At 41.6% G+C, this 15,801-nt stretch carries 13 protein-coding genes; 11 read left to right on the top strand and 2 right to left on the bottom strand.

Features of this window, described 5'->3' with window-relative positions; all coding sequences use genetic code 11:
* Window positions 1–11 precede the first annotated feature (11 nt).
* The 3 genes from AM500_RS22345 to AM500_RS22335 all read left to right on the top strand — a co-directional run bounded on the left by AM500_RS22345 (window position 12) and on the right by AM500_RS22335 (window position 3,506).
* Window positions 12–947, top strand: coding sequence for an ABC transporter permease (locus AM500_RS22345; protein WP_053601842.1), 936 nt, complete (start codon window positions 12–14; stop codon window positions 945–947).
* Between the two features lie 20 nt (window positions 948–967).
* The gene (locus AM500_RS22340; protein WP_043930804.1) at window positions 968–1,840 is read left to right on the top strand and encodes a carbohydrate ABC transporter permease; all 873 of its coding nucleotides are present in this window, start codon (window positions 968–970) and stop codon (window positions 1,838–1,840) included.
* 70 nt (window positions 1,841–1,910) lie between these two features.
* On the top strand, window positions 1,911–3,506 hold the full coding sequence (locus AM500_RS22335) for an extracellular solute-binding protein (RefSeq protein ID WP_053601188.1): 1,596 nt from the start codon (window positions 1,911–1,913) through the stop codon (window positions 3,504–3,506).
* 382 nt (window positions 3,507–3,888) lie between these two features.
* Here AM500_RS22335 and AM500_RS22330 read toward each other — a convergent pair whose 3' ends face one another.
* Complete coding sequence (locus tag AM500_RS22330; protein WP_053601187.1) at window positions 3,889–4,410, bottom strand: hypothetical protein; 522 nt, start codon at window positions 4,408–4,410, stop codon at window positions 3,889–3,891.
* Window positions 4,411–4,504: 94 nt separating this feature from the next.
* Between AM500_RS22330 and AM500_RS22325 the strand changes: the two genes are divergently transcribed.
* The 3 genes from AM500_RS22325 (at window position 4,505) to AM500_RS22315 (ending at window position 6,856) form a co-directional block, all read left to right on the top strand.
* Window positions 4,505–5,092 carry a vWA domain-containing protein gene (locus AM500_RS22325; protein ID WP_053601186.1) on the top strand — a complete coding sequence of 196 codons (588 nt, stop codon included), beginning with the start codon at window positions 4,505–4,507 and terminating at the stop codon, window positions 5,090–5,092.
* 138 nt (window positions 5,093–5,230) lie between these two features.
* Window positions 5,231–6,220: an L-glyceraldehyde 3-phosphate reductase gene (mgrA, locus tag AM500_RS22320; protein ID WP_053601185.1), complete on the top strand. Its 990-nt coding sequence runs from the start codon at window positions 5,231–5,233 to the stop codon at window positions 6,218–6,220.
* Window positions 6,221–6,484: 264 nt separating this feature from the next.
* Window positions 6,485–6,856, top strand: a complete 372-nt coding sequence (locus AM500_RS22315; protein WP_053601184.1) for a DoxX family protein — start codon at window positions 6,485–6,487, stop codon at window positions 6,854–6,856.
* 41 nt (window positions 6,857–6,897) lie between these two features.
* Here AM500_RS22315 and AM500_RS22310 read toward each other — a convergent pair whose 3' ends face one another.
* Window positions 6,898–7,422, bottom strand: a complete 525-nt coding sequence (locus tag AM500_RS22310) for a phosphatase PAP2 family protein (protein ID WP_053601183.1) — start codon at window positions 7,420–7,422, stop codon at window positions 6,898–6,900.
* Between the two features lie 200 nt (window positions 7,423–7,622).
* Here AM500_RS22310 and AM500_RS22305 point away from each other — a divergent pair, with 200 nt between their 5' ends.
* From AM500_RS22305 to AM500_RS22285, 5 genes are all read left to right on the top strand, one after another.
* On the top strand, window positions 7,623–9,344 hold the full coding sequence (locus AM500_RS22305; protein ID WP_053601182.1) for an ABC transporter ATP-binding protein: 1,722 nt from the start codon (window positions 7,623–7,625) through the stop codon (window positions 9,342–9,344).
* A 324-nt stretch (window positions 9,345–9,668) separates the two neighbouring features.
* The gene (locus tag AM500_RS22300; protein ID WP_053601181.1) at window positions 9,669–11,042 is read left to right on the top strand and encodes an MATE family efflux transporter; all 1,374 of its coding nucleotides are present in this window, start codon (window positions 9,669–9,671) and stop codon (window positions 11,040–11,042) included.
* Window positions 11,043–11,498: 456 nt separating this feature from the next.
* Window positions 11,499–12,872: an MFS transporter gene (locus AM500_RS22295; RefSeq protein ID WP_053601180.1), complete on the top strand. Its 1,374-nt coding sequence runs from the start codon at window positions 11,499–11,501 to the stop codon at window positions 12,870–12,872.
* A gap of 230 nt (window positions 12,873–13,102) precedes the next feature.
* Window positions 13,103–14,863: a glycoside hydrolase family 3 protein gene (locus AM500_RS22290; protein WP_053601179.1), complete on the top strand. Its 1,761-nt coding sequence runs from the start codon at window positions 13,103–13,105 to the stop codon at window positions 14,861–14,863.
* 203 nt (window positions 14,864–15,066) lie between these two features.
* Window positions 15,067–15,783, top strand: coding sequence for a GntR family transcriptional regulator (locus AM500_RS22285; protein WP_053601178.1), 717 nt, complete (start codon window positions 15,067–15,069; stop codon window positions 15,781–15,783).
* The last annotated feature ends 18 nt before the right edge of the window (window positions 15,784–15,801 follow it).

The following is a 15,801-nucleotide window of genomic DNA, read 5'->3' as shown; positions in this document are numbered from 1 at the left end:
CTTCCCTAGTCATTCAAAATAAACCACAGCCTGATACCAAATTAAGCAAACTTAAAAACAAACTATGGCGCGACCGATACTTGATCTTGCTGCTTCTCCCAGGAGTTTTGTTTTTCTTGATTTATCGCTATATTCCAATGGCCGGCCTTTTACTGGCATTTAAAGATTACAGCCCGTTTCGCGGCTTTGCAGACAGCCCTTGGGTGGGCATGAAATATTTTAAACTTATTTTTGAAGATCCCGAGGTCATCCGGGTAGTATGGAACACCTTACAAATTTCATTGCTCCAAATCATATTCGCCTTTCCAATCTCCATTTTGCTCGCCTTAATGCTAAACGAATTAAGAAACCAGGTATACAAAAGATTCCTTCAGTCCATTGTCTATATGCCCCATTTTCTATCATGGGTAGTCGTAGTTGGTATTACCGTCATCTTTTTAAGAAGTGAAGGGATTGTCAACAATTTTTTGAATGATGCATTTAAAATGGAAGCGCTTCCCTTCTTAACCGACCCTGCCTGGTTTAAACCTTTAATAGTATTACAGATTATTTGGAAGGAATCGGGCTGGGGAACTATCATTTTCCTTGCAGCTCTTTCTGGTATAAGCCCTCACCTGTATGAAGCAGCGGTGATGGATGGCGCGAACCGCTGGAGGCAAATATGGCATATCACTCTTCCTGCATTGAAGAGCACGATTATCATTCTATTAATCTTGCGTCTGGGCACCGTGATGGACAGCGGGTTTGAACAAATCTTTTTGATGCTGAACCCCTTCAATATGGAATCTGGCAATGTCCTTGATACATTTGTTTATTTTAAGGGGATTCAACAGGCGAATTATAGTTTTGCCACAGCCGTTGGTTTATTCAAGGGAGTTATTGGATTGATTTTGGTAGTACTCGCTAACAAGCTTGCCAAGCGTTTCGGGGAAGAAGGCCTATATTGATATGAAATGGGGGGAGTTGCTTGTATAAAGGAACAACGGGTGAAAAAATCTTTGACGGTGCAAACAATATTTTACTTCTCATTATTGCCGCAGCTATGGTATTACCTTTTCTCTATATATTTGCAGTCTCATTTTCAACTTTGAGCGATTTCCTGGAGAATGACTTTTTTCTATGGCCAAAGGAATGGGTAACGGATGCCTATACATATATTCTTGGCTCCGATCAATTCATCCGCTCTATCTTTGTAACGATTTATATTACAGTTGTGGGAACATTTGTAAACTTGTTTTTTACATCAACAATGGCTTATGCGTTGACCCGAAAGATATCCGGGCAACGGATTCTCCTCTTCCTTGTTCTTTTTACAATGTTATTTTCTGCCGGTATGATTCCAACCTACATGATTGTAAAGGAAACTGGTCTGCTTAATACTTGGTGGGCCTTGATAATCCCTGTAGCAATCAGTCCATACAATTTAATTATCATGAGACAGTTTTTTATGGGAATTCCTGAAGAGCTGACAGAAGCTGCAGTCATTGATGGGGCAAATGATTTGCAAATATTTGCTAAAATCATTTTGCCATTGTCCAAGCCTGCAATTGCAGCCTTTGGTCTCTTTTACGCAGTCAGCCACTGGAATAGCTACTTTACCGGAGTATTGTACTTGAGTGATCCGGCAATGTGGCCTATCCAGGTTATCCTCAGACAAATTGTTATAGTTAACGAACCCAATGCCGCTCTTGGCGGCCATGAAATGATGGAATCCTTGCCGCCGCCTGAAACGGTTCAAATGGCAGCAATTCTTTTAGCTACCGTTCCTATTTTAATTGTGTATCCGTTTCTTCAAAAACATTTTGCAAAAGGGGTGATGCTGGGATCTGTAAAAGGCTGATTTTCTATGTGAGATGCCACTAGTCTGAAAATGTTAGTACCCATTGAAAATATGAACCGGAGGGGTTAATTTGAGAAAAAAGGATCTTTTATCGGGCTTGTTAATTCTAGGTCTCAGCTTTACGGCAATTGCTTGCAGCTCGGATGAAACAAAGGGCGAGAGTGACAAAAAAGATGATAAGGAAACCGCTATTGACCCGTTTGATCATAGCGAGAAATATACGATAACTGGTATGACATGGCGTTTCGGTGATCCGCCTCCAGCAACAAGCCCGGGCCTTGATATGATTAATGAACGTTTTAATGTAGATTACAAGCCGGAAATTATCCCGCAGGCAGACTATGCAGAAAAATCCTCCGCAGTTGTTGCTTCTGGCAGCATGCCGGATCTAATCGGCTTTACCGCTGATGACCCAAGGTTTTACCAATGGGCTCAGGAAGGGGCTTTTCTGCCGCTTGATGACTACCTGAAACACTATGATACTCTTGGGAAAATTCCTGATCATGTTTATGATTCTTTTAAAGTAAATGGCAAGGTTTATGGAATCCCTCGTTATTCAAACCCGTATCCGTTAACACCAATCATCCGAAAGGATTGGCTCGATAACCTTGGATTGAAGGTTCCTACAAGCTATAAGGAGCTTGAGGACGTTGCGGTAGCTTTCACGGAAAATGATCCGGATAAAAACGGCAAAAATGATACGTATGGCCTTGCAATTGGAGAAGGAATTAACCCGAACTACAATATGGGGGCCTATTGGGATGCTGACGCATGGTACCATCAAGATAAGGACGGGAACTTCATCCCTGGAATTATTTCGGACGGCCGTAAAGAAGTGATCCAATTCTTTGCCAATCTGTATAAGGATGGGGCCATGACGAAAGATTTTGCTGTTCTGAACTGGGCCGATACCAATAATGAATTTTACTCTGGAAAAGCTGGTATTTTTGTTGCTGGCGTATCCGGGATGAGTGAAGATTACTTGACTGGGTTAAAGAAAATTCAACCTGATGCCGAGTTCGTTGCCCTGCCGCCATTTAAAGCACCAGATAACTCACAGGGCTTTACAATGGGATCTGGCTATTCAGGTATATTGGCACTGAATGCAAAGCTTGGTGACGACGAAGGAAAAGCCTATAGGGCTCTAGAAATGGTGGATTTCGGAAAGAAATTTTTCCCGCTGGACCAAAAAACACCGGATAATGCTGATTTCGATTGGATGTGGGGAAAAGCAGGCACTGGTTACAACATGGAAGGCAATGCAGCAGTCCGTGTTGAAACTTTCTCTTCTGAAGGGCTGGCACCATCTACATATTTCCTGGATAACAGGGAACATGTTCCTTCAGATGCAAACGTGGTATATGCCGATGATTATAAAACTCCTGAAATGAAGGCACTGGTTACCTCCCTGCAGGAAATCTATGAGTCTCATAATATGTATATTAATCCGTCCCATGGAGTTATTTCGAACACGAGTCAAGAAAAGGGTGCTGACCTGAAGCAGTTCATCATGAACGAACAAGCGAAAATGATTGCAGGCCAACGACCGGTATCAGACTGGGATAAACTTGTGGACGAATACATGCAGCGTGGTGGCAAAGCTATTATTGATGAAGTGAACAAAGGAATTAAAGAGAAGGGCTATAAAGAGCATAAATGGGAGTAGGGGCTTGAGTTTGCTTAAGGAAGAGCTCCAATAATTCAAGGTTAGAAGCCCGGCAGATTAGTTCAAATCTGCCGGGTTTTCCGGTTAAATTTCCAATGTTTTACGTTTCTAATATTTTTCTGCAACAGCTACAGTAAGCCCCCAAAATTTCAGCAATAAGGCTTTAACCTACGACCTGACAGCAAAAAACATAAACTTCCCTTCCTGCGAGTAAGCTAGTTTCTAAATTACGATTGGCGGTATAAAGTACAACTCCTCTGAGTTTAGAAGTACTATGCGCTACAACCGGCACTTTGTGGCTATGTGGATTAGCCTCAAGGTAGTTTTCTCTAGTATACCAAGAGAATCACTACCCATAGAAGAGCGGGCCAAAGCCCGCTTTTTAATCTGTCTGAGAAACTCCGCCGCTTAGCGGTTTTGCACTGAAGTATTCGAGAGCTTCATTGATTTGGTGGATGTCGTAAATATGGTGTTCAATGAAATATCTTACAATCAGGTCAGAAGTATCGCTATCTGATAGGGAGTAACCAGCGGAACTTAACAGCTCTTCAATTTCATCTTCATCTAGTTCTAGTGCGAGTGCAAGTGCGATCACAGTATTCTTTTTAGGCCTGTAATTTAAGTTGGAACGGATTTTCGAGAAATGGCGCCGATCAATGAGCGCCTTTTTATAAATCTCGGAATCTGCCAATCCCTTTTCATCAATAAAAGAAAAAAGGACTTCTCTTAACGACTTCTTACGGTTGCCCTTGATGAAATCTTCAATTTCGAGCGGGGAGATGTTTTGAAGAACCCGTTCACTCTCATAAGATTCCTTCGAACTAATAGAATCCTCGAACATTCTGATTTGTTGATGTTCAAGCAGGTATTCCTGCAGTTCCTGCAAAAGAGATTGAGTAAGCATCCGCTAAGTCCTCCAATTGTCGCCTCTCAAGCGACCATATAATCAATTATTCAGTTTACTATTATATCAGAAGCAAAAAGGAGGATGATGGATAGTGAACAAGAATTTAACCGAAATCATTTTTTTATTGGACCGAAGCGGCTCAATGGCCGGGCTAGAGAGCGATACTATCGGAGGCTTCAATTCTTTTATCAAAAGGCAAGGCAGCCTCGAAGGAGAAACGCGTTTAACCACGGTGCTCTTTGATGACAGCTATGAGGTCCTTTGGAATGGAATTCCAGCACAAAACGCTACCCTGACACACAATGAGTATTATGTCAGAGGAACCACAGCCCTTTTGGATGCAGTAGGAAAAACAATATTGGATGTGGGCAGCAGGCTTGCGGGAACCCCGGATGAACAGCGGCCTGGAAAGGTTATTTTTGTGATTACGACAGACGGCTTTGAAAACGCAAGCCGTGAATTTACCTATAAAAAGGTAAAGGAACTGATCAATCATCAGCAGAAGAAATACAACTGGGAGTTCATTTTTATGGGTGCCAATATCGACGTCACAAAAGAAGCCGATAACCTTGGCATCCAAAAGGAAAATGCCTATTCATTTGAAGCATCCGAAGCCGGTGTTGAAAAGATGTACGACGAAGTTTTTCATGCCGTATCCGAGGCTCGTATAAAGGAATAAGCAATTCCAGCCCGTGGCTTTAAGTCCCGGTTTGTTGATTTCTATAGACCTAATAAATTCTTTCCCTGAGCTTGCCCGATGTTGTAAGTCAGAGTATGGTTAATTTATAAGGGGTTTTTAATCAGGGAGGTAAGATATATGGTCTATCAAGCTAGTGAACAAAGATATGATTCGATGGTTTATAACCGTTGCGGGCGCTCAGGGGTGAAGCTGCCAGCAATTTCATTGGGTCTTTGGCATAATTTCGGCGGCATGGATGTTTTTGAAAACGGGCGGTCTTTGATACGTAAAGCTTTTGATCTTGGAATCACCCATTTCGATCTTGCAAACAACTATGGACCTCCCCCAGGATCCGCTGAAGAGAACTTCGGGCAGATTTTAAAAAAGGATTTTGCTTCTTATAGGGATGAAATGATTATTTCAACAAAAGCCGGCTATACGATGTGGCAAGGCCCTTATGGTGATTGGGGATCAAGAAAGTACCTCATTTCAAGTCTAGACCAAAGCCTGAAAAGAATGGGCTTGGACTACGTCGATATTTTCTATCATCATCGTCCAGACCCGGAAACCCCGCTTGAGGAAACGATGATGGCACTTGACCATGTTGTCAGGCAGGGGAAGGCACTTTATGTTGGTATCTCAAACTATCGTGCCGAAGAAGCGAGGAAAGCTATTGCCATTCTTAAGGAGCTTGGAACACCACTTTTAATTCATCAGCCATCCTACTCCCTGTTTGACCGCTGGATTGAGGATGGACTTACAGACTTGCTGCAGGAAGAAGGTGTCGGATCGATTGCATTTGTTCCGCTTGCACAGGGTTTGCTGACAAACCGGTACTTAAACGGGATTCCTTCTGATTCCAGGGCCATGAAACCAAAGAGCTTCTTACAGGAAAGCGATGTTACAGAAGAAAAGCTGGAAAAGGTAAGGAGTTTAAACGAACTTGCATCAGAACGCGGCCAATCACTTGCCCAGATGGCTTTAGCTTGGGTGCTGAGGGATGGAAGAATAACTTCCGCATTGATTGGAGCCAGTAAAGTAAGTCAGCTGGAGGAAAATGTAAAGGCTTTGAGAAACCTGAAATTCAGCCAGGAAGAGCTTAATAGAATAGAGAGTATATTAAAGTAAGATTACAAAATTAATATAGGAAGAAAGATGATCTTTGTAATAAACAAGGGTCATCTTTTTTAGATTCCTAGATACCTGTCCTAGTTATAATGAAAGGATATAATAAGATCCTCCAATAGGTTATAAGAAGCCCGTATAGAATAGGCTCTTTTATTAGGTTTCTCTCTACTGGGTATCTGCTTTTTTTATAGGCTCAATTAAAAGCTTTTGTTCATGGAAATTTCCTATTTGCACCGCATATATATTTATAAGGGGGCGAGGCAAATGGAAATTTTAGCGTACGTGCTGCAAGGACTGTTGGCTGTCATGTTCTTAATGGCTGGTTCAGGGAAGATTACAGGATCCAAAATGCATGTTGATAACTTTACGCATTGGCGCCTGCCGCAATGGTTCAGGGTTGTAACTGGGCTGGTTGAAGTGGCGAGTGCTTTGGCGTTAATTGTTGGCTATTGGCATCCAAGCTGGGCTGCCGCAGGTGCACTCCTACTCGGAATAACTGGGATTGGTGGAGTCGTGACCCACTTAAGGGCAAAGGACCCTTTCAAGCAAACCGTAACAATCCTTGTTCTTGGGGTGTTAGCATTCATTCTTTTATACATCCGCTGGTCAGACTTATCCAATTTTCCGGGATTTTAATATCATGACAAAAGGAACGGCTTCCCGTTCCTTTTTGCTTCTTATAAAAGTGATAAACAAATGGCGCCCGTTGTAACCCCTAGTAAGGCTCCAGCCAATACGTCTGAAGGATAATGGAGTCCGAGAAAAATCCTGGATAGGCCAACTGAACATGCCAAAGGAATAAGGAAAAGTGATAGGACCGGAAACTGGATGGATAACGGGGTCACAACTGAGAAAACTGCAGTTGTGTGTCCGGATGGAAAGGAATGATCCTTTAAAGGATTTTCAGGTATTAACGCTCTTTCAAGCGCCAGGTAAGGGCGTTTGCGAGGGAAAAGCTTCTTGATTATATAGACGGGCAGATGGCTTATTGCGAGTGCCCATGCACAGGCTGCAGCCGCAGTAGCAGCTTTGCCTGTTGTAAAAAACAGAAGAAACAGTACAGTTGCGATTGTAAAAGAGGCACCGCCAAAATGGGTAATCAATCTAATCCATTTACTCATGATTTTATGCTCGAAATGACGATTGATACTGTAGAAAAGCTGACACTCAAAATCGTAACAGTTCTGAATGAATTTTGTCATACTGATCAACCCTCCATAATCTCAGTTTCCTTTCATTATAGAGGACTAATACCCTTTACTTTTTAACTAGAGGTTAAAAGATTGTAAAAGTTTATTATATAGAAGTAAAAGAGTAAGACCGTGACCAAATCCCCTATTAAGGTATTGTAAAATCTGCCAACCGTAGACTATAATCGGTAAGACAAAGGGGGTTACTCAGGATGATTCGTCGTTTTTTTACATACTACAAACCGCATAAGCGGTTATTTATTATTGATTTCACATGTGCAGTGATTGTCGCATTGCTTGAGCTTGCATTTCCAATGGCAGTACAATGGTTCATTGATAAACTGCTGCCGGGCCAAAACTGGAATGCTATTGTCGGGGTAAGCATCGGGCTATTGCTTTTATATGTTTTAAGCACGTGCCTTCAATATATCGTCAACTACTGGGGCCATAAGCTTGGTATTAATATTGAAACGGATATGAGGCAGGAGCTTTTTCAGCATGTCCAAAGACAATCGTTCCGCTTTTTTGATAACACAAAGACAGGTCATATCATGAGCCGGATCACAAATGACCTATTTGACCTTGGCGAGCTTGCCCATCATGGTCCCGAGGATTTGTTTATTGCGGCGATGACCTTCATTGGCGCATTCTGGATAATGCTAACCATTAATGTAAAACTTGCCCTTGTCATCATGATTATTGTACCGTTCCTCATCTGGCTAATGTATTTTTCGAACAAGAGGATGAATGCGGCATGGAAAAACATGTACAGCAACATTGCGGATGTTAATGCCCGGGTCGAGGATAGTGTCGCCGGAGTTCGCGTCGTTCAGTCGTTTACGAATGAAAACTTTGAGATTGAAAGATTCAAGAAAAATAACCGCAAATTCCGCCTGGCTAAATTGACTGGCTACAAAGTTATGTCATTTAGCCTTGCAGGCATGTATTTTTCAACTAGGCTTATGGTCTTGATTGTCCTTGTTTACGGAGCGTGGCTTAGCTTTACTGGTACGATGACCTACGGGGAACTGGTTGGGTTTGTCTTATATGTAAATGTTCTTTTCAAACCAATTGACAAGATTAGTGCGATTCTCGAGCTATATCCTAAAGGAATGGCTGGTTTCAAACGGTTTACCGAGCTGATCGATCAGGCTCCCGATGTAATCGATGTCGAGGATGCAATTGAAGTCAGCAGCCTAAATGGAAATATAGACTTTACCAATGTGACCTTCAGCTATGATGACAATAAACCGGTATTAAAGGGAATTGACCTTCAGATTCGCCATGGGGAGACGATTGCTTTCGTTGGCCCTTCCGGAGCAGGCAAAACAACTATTTGTTCATTAATACCACGGTTTTATGACGTCAACGGCGGTTGTATCACAATAGATGGAATTGATATCCGAAATATGACTAAAAAGTCTTTGCGTTCCCAAATCGGTATCGTTCAACAAGACGTCTTTCTGTTTACCGGGACGCTTCGCGAGAATATTGCCTACGGTTCATTGGATGCAACCCAGGCTGATATTGAGGAAGCTGCACGCAGGGCACATCTAAAAGATTTTATTGCGGGTCTCCCAGAAGGCTATGAAACCCAAATCGGTGAGCGCGGCTTGAAGTTATCAGGCGGCCAGAAACAGCGGATTGCCATCGCAAGGATGTTTTTGAAAAACCCGCCAATCCTCATTCTTGATGAAGCCACTTCCGCCCTTGATACAGAAACAGAGCGGATTATCCAAAGGGCACTGAATGAATTGGCGAAGGATCGCACCACTCTTGTCATTGCCCACAGGCTGGCAACAATCCGTAATGCAGATCGAATTATCGTCGTCACAGAAGACGGAATTGCCGAAGAAGGTACTCATACAGAACTGATTGAGCGGGGCGGCATTTTTGCCAACCTCCATAAGGTACAATTTGAAACAATCACTTAATGAATGAAAGTGTCAGGACTTATTAAAGTTCCTGACACTTTCTGCGTTATTTACGGCGCAGGCCCGTTATTTGTCAACAAGGCGTACGCGCTGTTTCTTTAATGAAAATTGCCTATAGACATCTTTTTGAAAAAGAGTAATATAGGTTTGTATGTTTTCAACTTGAAGGTCCGATTGAATTAATTGTGATTGTTCTTCGGGGTTTAGCTCTAAGGAAAATCAATGGGCTTTGAGAAACTAATCATCAGTGAAAAATCCCACTGAAGGAGGATTCGCCTTATCCAATAAATGCGCTAAGCTGCGTGTTGAAAGAAGGGAAATGTAATGCAGGCAGTACAGAAAAAGGCCTTCATCGAGCCTGGCCTATTTACCTTAACATGGCCGATATTCATAGAATCATTTTTATATATATTAATGGGCAGCACCGATACGTTTATGCTTGCTTATGTTTCGGATGAAGCAGTTGCAGCTGTAGGAGTCGCGAACCAGCTGGTTTTCTTTGCTATTCTGGTATTCCAGTTCGTGGCGACCGGGACGACTGTTCTCATCTCGCAAAATCTGGGGGCAGGACTCATCAAGGAGGCCAGGAGAATCTCTGGCGTTTCTATTTCCTTGAACCTCATTTTTGGGCTTGTTGTCAGCTCATTGGTTGTCTTATTCAGGAATCAATTTTTAAGCTTATTTCAGCTAACTCCGGAAATCCATACGCTTGCAGAACAATATTTGCTGATTGTCGGTGCAACTCTGTTTTCCCAAGCTTTGCTTGTAACAGTGTCCTCGATTCTACGTGCGAACGGTTTTACAAAAGAAGCTATGTTTATTTCTGTTTTAATGAACATCATCCATCTTATAGGAAACAGTTTGTTCATTTATGGCTTATTCGGGATTCCTCAGCTGGGTATCCAGGGTGTAGCCATTTCAACGGCACTTAGCCGATTGATTGCTGTAGGGCTTATCTTCTGGATTATGTATCAACGCCTGCCTTTCAAAATAAGACAGAATGATTATACCAGCTTCAATCTCTCCTATATTAAAAAAATCCTTAGGATTGGCATCCCGTCTGCTGGTGAAAACCTTATGTATAATACAAGCCAAATGGCAATGACTGCAATTATTGCCCTTATTGGCGCGATGGCACTTACAACTAGGGTTTATACATGGAATATTATGTCCTTCATGATGCTGTTTGGCATGTCTCTGGGGCAGGGGACGCAAATTCTGATTGGCTATAAAGTTGGTGCAGGGGATTTTGATGGGGCATACCGCCGCCTCTTGAAAAGCCTTAGGCTGAGCCTGATGTTGACGATTGTCTCGGTTATTCCGATTGTTTTAATTAGGGAACCGCTTTTAGGCATTTTTACTGACAATAAAGCTATTATCCAGGAAGGAGCTAAGCTTTTGCTGCTATGCCTTATTCTGGAGCCAGGGCGAACATTTAATATGGTAATTATTAGTGCGCTCCGAGCGGCTGGTGATGTCAATTTTCCTGTCAAAATGGCCTTCCTGTCCATGTGGGCAATAAGTGTTCCATTAGGATACTTCCTTGGAATTACTATGGATTTCGGTCTTTCTGGTATCTGGATTGCATTCATATTTGATGAATGGTTCCGCGGAATTGTTATGTACTTCAGATGGAAAAGCCGGGCATGGGAAAAGAAAAGCTTTGTTGATCATTCCATACAAACTGTTAACACATGAAACCACTGAAAAGTGGTTTTTTTATTGACGTGAATTCGATTATCAAGGAAGAAAGCCTACCTGAAACTTATTTTGTCAGCGTTACCAAGTAGATAAGAATAGTTTTTACAACTAAGATAGTAAAAAACTAATATAATGCAAGAAAAAAAAGAAAGATGGAAATAAAAAACCTAAAGTTTTGAACAAATTGTTACCGGTTTCACTTTTTTCTTGCAAACGTATACAAGGGATGCTAGTATACTAGTATAACGAGTGAGGGAGGAAATTCTCATACCCGGAATTCTACTAGAATTCTTTGAATATTAATATCAGGTTAACAAATAACTATACAGACAATTAACCTGAGGCATCTAAAGAAGGGTATACTGCAATACTAATTCTTCATTTCCTTTTTAAAGCTTCACAGGATTCAAAAAGCGCTATTATTGAACACATTCTTATTTTGAGGTGAGAAACATGAGTGATAAAAAAGTTCGCCCATTCGGTATGAGAGACAAATTGGGTTATATGTTTGGTGATTTCGGGAATGACTTCTTCTTCATACTTGTAGCAGCATTCTTGATGGTATTTTATACAGATATTTTCGGTTTGAATCCGGCAGCGGTCGGCGTGTTATTCGCGATTGCGCGTTTGTGGGATGCAGTGGCTGACGTAGCATGGGGCCGCTTTATCGATACAAGGAAAGCAGGGAAAAACGGAAAGTTTAGGCCATGGATTCTAAGGATGTCTTTCCCGCTTGTGTTTACTGGTATTCTAATGTTCGTTTATATTCCAGGACAGTCTGAAGGATTTTATCTAGCCTATGCTTATGTAACGTATATTGTTTGGGGAACTTTGTACTCTACTGTCAATATTCCTTATGGTTCGATGGCTTCTGTTATTACAGCCGATCCTGTTGAACGTACTGCATTATCAAGCTGGAGAACAGCTGGAATGCAAATGGCTGGTTTAGTTATTAACGTAGTTGGACCGATGATTCTATTTGTTAATAATAAGGCAGACGCCGATCGCTTCCTGCTGGCTGCGCTAATTTTCGGCGGATTGGCAATCGCGTGTTACCTGGCCTGCTATAATTTGACTACAGAACGTATTGTAATGGATGAGACAAACAAGCAAAAGTTAAATTTGAATACAACAATGAAAGGCCTTTTGAAAAACAAGCCACTAATGGTGTTCCTTGTCGCCGCTTTGTCGTTCATGATTGTGTTTATGTTAATTGGAACTGTAAACGTTTACCTGTTTAAGGATTATTTTGAAAATGCAAAAGCATTAAGTATGGTTGGACTTCTTCAAGCTCTAGCAGTATTTGTTGCAATGCCATTTGTTGGTCCGCTAGTTAAGAAATTTGGTAAAAAAGAAGTTGCTTCTGGCGGCTTATTGGTGGCAGCTGTTATATACGGAATCCTATATCTCCTTCCAAATATTACAGCAACGACGTTTATTGCCATCCTGGCAGTTGCTATGATTGGTTACGGTATATTCAACCTTGTTGTTTGGGCGTTCGTGACTGACGTTATCGACTATCATGAATATTTAACAGGCCTTCGCGAAGATGCGACAGTTTACTCTATCTATTCTATGGCCCGCAAAATTGGCCAGGCTGTAGCAGGTGGTGTCGGCGGTGCTGCGATTGCTGCAGCAGGCTATAATCCCAAACTTGCTGAACAAACATCTGAAACTCTTTCAGGAATTCATACTCTCGGTACATTAGTTCCTGCACTCACATTTGCTCTTGTATTCTTAATCATGGTGTTCCTATATCCGTTAAACAAAAAGCGCACTGTTCAATTGGCTGAAGATCTAGCAGCAAAGCGCGCTGAAAGAAAATAATGAAATTAGGAAGATAGTTGCGATTGTGCAGCTATCTTCTTCCATAATAATAAATACTTGTTTCACGTTTAACTTGTATGCTAGTATACCAATGAAAACCTATACAATATATAGGGCGGTTCATCAGTTGCCTAAATTGGTTTTACGTTTTAGTATACCGGAGTAATCGGCTGGAAAACCTATTTTAAGCAGTTGATCGTTGAACGTTAATTTGTAAAGGAGCGATAATCTTGGCAAAGGTAGATTTAAAAGCAGTACCTTATAACCTCACTGATGAGGACATTAAATGGGTTGAAGAAACCATTGGGTCCATGAATCTGGAAGAGAAAATTGGACAGTTATTCGTAAACATGGGTTCAAGCCGTACCGAAGAATACTTGACTGAAATGGTTAACAACTATCATATCGGGGCTGTTCGTTATAACCCTGGCAAAGCAGAGGAAGTATACGAGCAAAACAGGATTCTTCAAGAAAAAAGTAAAATTCCTTTGCTGATTGCAGCAAACACTGAAGCAGGCGGAAACGGTGCTTGTACAGATGGTACTGAAGTCGGCGTTGAAGTTAAAATTGCTGCAACGAATGATCCAAAATGGGCTTATGAAATGGGCCGTGTTTCTGGTGTTGAAGCATCAGCAATTGGCTGTAACTGGAGTTTCGCTCCAATCGTAGATATTAACTACAACTGGCGCAACCCGATCATCTCTACTCGTTCATTCTCATCTGATCCAGACAAAGTTCTCGAGATGAGCCTTGCTTACATGAAAGGTATCCAGGAAAGCGGAATCGCTCCTGCAGCTAAGCACTGGCCTGGGGACGGTATTGACGAGCGTGATCAGCACTTATCTTTCAGTGTAAACAGCCTTTCAACTGAAGAATGGGATAAAACATTCGGTAAGGTTTACAAAGGCCTTATCGATGCTGGACTTCCATCCATTATGGCTGGACATATCCACCTGCCTTCATATGAAAGACATTTTAACCCAGACGTGAAAGATGAAGAGCTAATGCCAGCTACACTTTCAAAAGAAATTACAACTGACTTGCTTCGCGGCAAATTAGGCTTTAATGGTGTTGTTGTAACAGATGCGAGCCACATGCTTGGCTTGACAGGGGCAATGAAGAGAAGTGAACTTCTTCCAACATCTATTGCTGCAGGCTGTGACCTATTCTTGTTCTTCAACGATCCAGACGAAGACTTCGGCTACATGATGGATGGTTATAAAAACGGAATCCTTACAGACGAGCGTCTTGAAGAAGCACTAACTCGTATTCTTGGCTTGAAAGCAAAGCTCGGACTTCATAAGAAGGCTAAAACAGAAATTCTTCCTCCAAAAGAAGAAGCTCTTGCTAAAATTGGCCTTCCTGAGAACAAAGCATTGTTCAAGGAAGTTGCTGACAGAGCAATCACTTTGGTTAAGGACAAGCAAGATATTTGGCCAATCACTCCTGAAAAATACAAGCGCGTCCTATTGGTAGATGTAAAAGGTGTAGCAGGCGGATTCGGCGCATTGATCGGAAGCAAAGAAAAAGCGGTCGATATCATGAAAGAATTGCTTGAGGCACAAGGCTTCGACGTAATGGTTTGGGAATCGACAGAAGAAAGAATTATGAAGCTTCCTGAAGAAGAAAGAGGAGCAGCAATTGCCAATGTTTATGCTCAGAAGCGTCCAATTACGGAGTTGACAGATAACTACGACCTTGTTATCAATATTGCAAACGTCAACCCAGGAACCGTACAAAGAATCGTATGGCCGGCAAGTAAAGGTACTCCGGATATTCCTTTCTATGTACATGAATTGCCGACTATCTTTGTATCTGTTCAATACCCTTACCATTTGGCGGATGTACCACAAGTTAAAACATACATCAATACGTATGACAGCAGAAAGCAAACGCTAGAACTGCTAGTAGATAAGCTGATGGGCAAATCCGAATTCAAAGGTGAAAGCCCAGTAGATGCATTCTGCGGTTTTATTGATACACGGATTTAAGAAGTTTTGCTATAGGTGAAGCATATTAAAGGATCATTCCTCAATTGGTTGGGTGAATGGTCCTTTTTTGTAAAGTTATGTGTTTGAATTTTGTTGTTTTTTAACAGATAGATAAGATATTTAGGTAACTTATTGTTTGATTTACGGGAGAATGCTATCATTGGTTATAGCAATGGTATATAAAATGGGGAGTGCAAAAACGCATGGTTACACTATCACCAAGACTGCCTGGTGAAAATATTAAGGAATATTCATATAGAGTGATTAAGGATTCCATTATGTCACTTGAGCTTGAACCAGGGAAGTCCATTAGCGAAATAGAATTGGCGGAAGCTCTTCAGATTTCAAGAACTCCTATCAGGGAAGTGCTTGCGAAACTTCGTGAGGAACATTTGGTCGAGGTATTTCCGCAAGTAGGAACGTATATTTCTAAAATCAAGCCTCAGCTAATAATGGAAGCTTCCTTTATGAGATTTACTTTGGAACGGGAAATTCTTAAGCTTTCTTGTGAATCCTTTCCCATTCCGAACCTTTTTGATTTGAAAAAGAATGTAGCCCTCCAAAAGGAATTGGTTGGACAGAAAGGTTCCGAGAGGGAGTTTCATAGGCTGGATAAAGAATTCCACAGAACTATTTTTGAAGGAAATAAGAAAGAAAATGTCTGGGCTGCTATTACCCGAATTAGCACTCATTATAATAGAATAAGGCTATTATCCGAGATGCAGCATAATTTTGATGATGCTATTGCCCAACATGAAAGAATTGTCGAGATTATTGAAAATAAGGAATGTGAATCTGCAGAAGAAATCGCAAGACGCCACATACTGGAACCAATGCCTCTTTGGGAGGATTTGTTCAGGGATGATAGCCCTTATTTGAACTACTTTGAACTGCCAACATCAAGACCGGTATTCCTATAATAGGAGTACCGTTTTTTT

Source organism: Bacillus sp. FJAT-18017 (genome assembly GCF_001278805.1).
Taxonomy (GTDB): Bacteria; Bacillota; Bacilli; order Bacillales; family Cytobacillaceae; genus Bacillus_D.
The sequence above is the reverse complement of the archived record's forward strand: the minus strand, read 5'-3'. Positions and strand labels throughout refer to the sequence as shown.

Bases quoted from the DNA above. Each gene is read 5' to 3' on its own strand.
- AM500_RS22305 (WP_053601182.1), top strand. From the start codon at position 7,623: ATGATTCGTCGTTTTTTTACATACTACAAACCGCATAAGCGGTTATTT.
- AM500_RS22315 (WP_053601184.1), top strand. From the start codon at position 6,485: ATGGAAATTTTAGCGTACGTGCTGCAAGGACTGTTGGCTGTCATGTTC.
- AM500_RS22295 (WP_053601180.1), top strand. From the start codon at position 11,499: ATGAGTGATAAAAAAGTTCGCCCATTCGGTATGAGAGACAAATTGGGT.
- AM500_RS22330 (WP_053601187.1), bottom strand. From the start codon at position 4,410: ATGCTTACTCAATCTCTTTTGCAGGAACTGCAGGAATACCTGCTTGAA.
- AM500_RS22285 (WP_053601178.1), top strand. From the start codon at position 15,067: ATGGTTACACTATCACCAAGACTGCCTGGTGAAAATATTAAGGAATAT.
- AM500_RS22300 (WP_053601181.1), top strand. From the start codon at position 9,669: ATGCAGGCAGTACAGAAAAAGGCCTTCATCGAGCCTGGCCTATTTACC.
- AM500_RS22310 (WP_053601183.1), bottom strand. From the start codon at position 7,422: ATGACAAAATTCATTCAGAACTGTTACGATTTTGAGTGTCAGCTTTTC.
- mgrA (WP_053601185.1), top strand. From the start codon at position 5,231: ATGGTCTATCAAGCTAGTGAACAAAGATATGATTCGATGGTTTATAAC.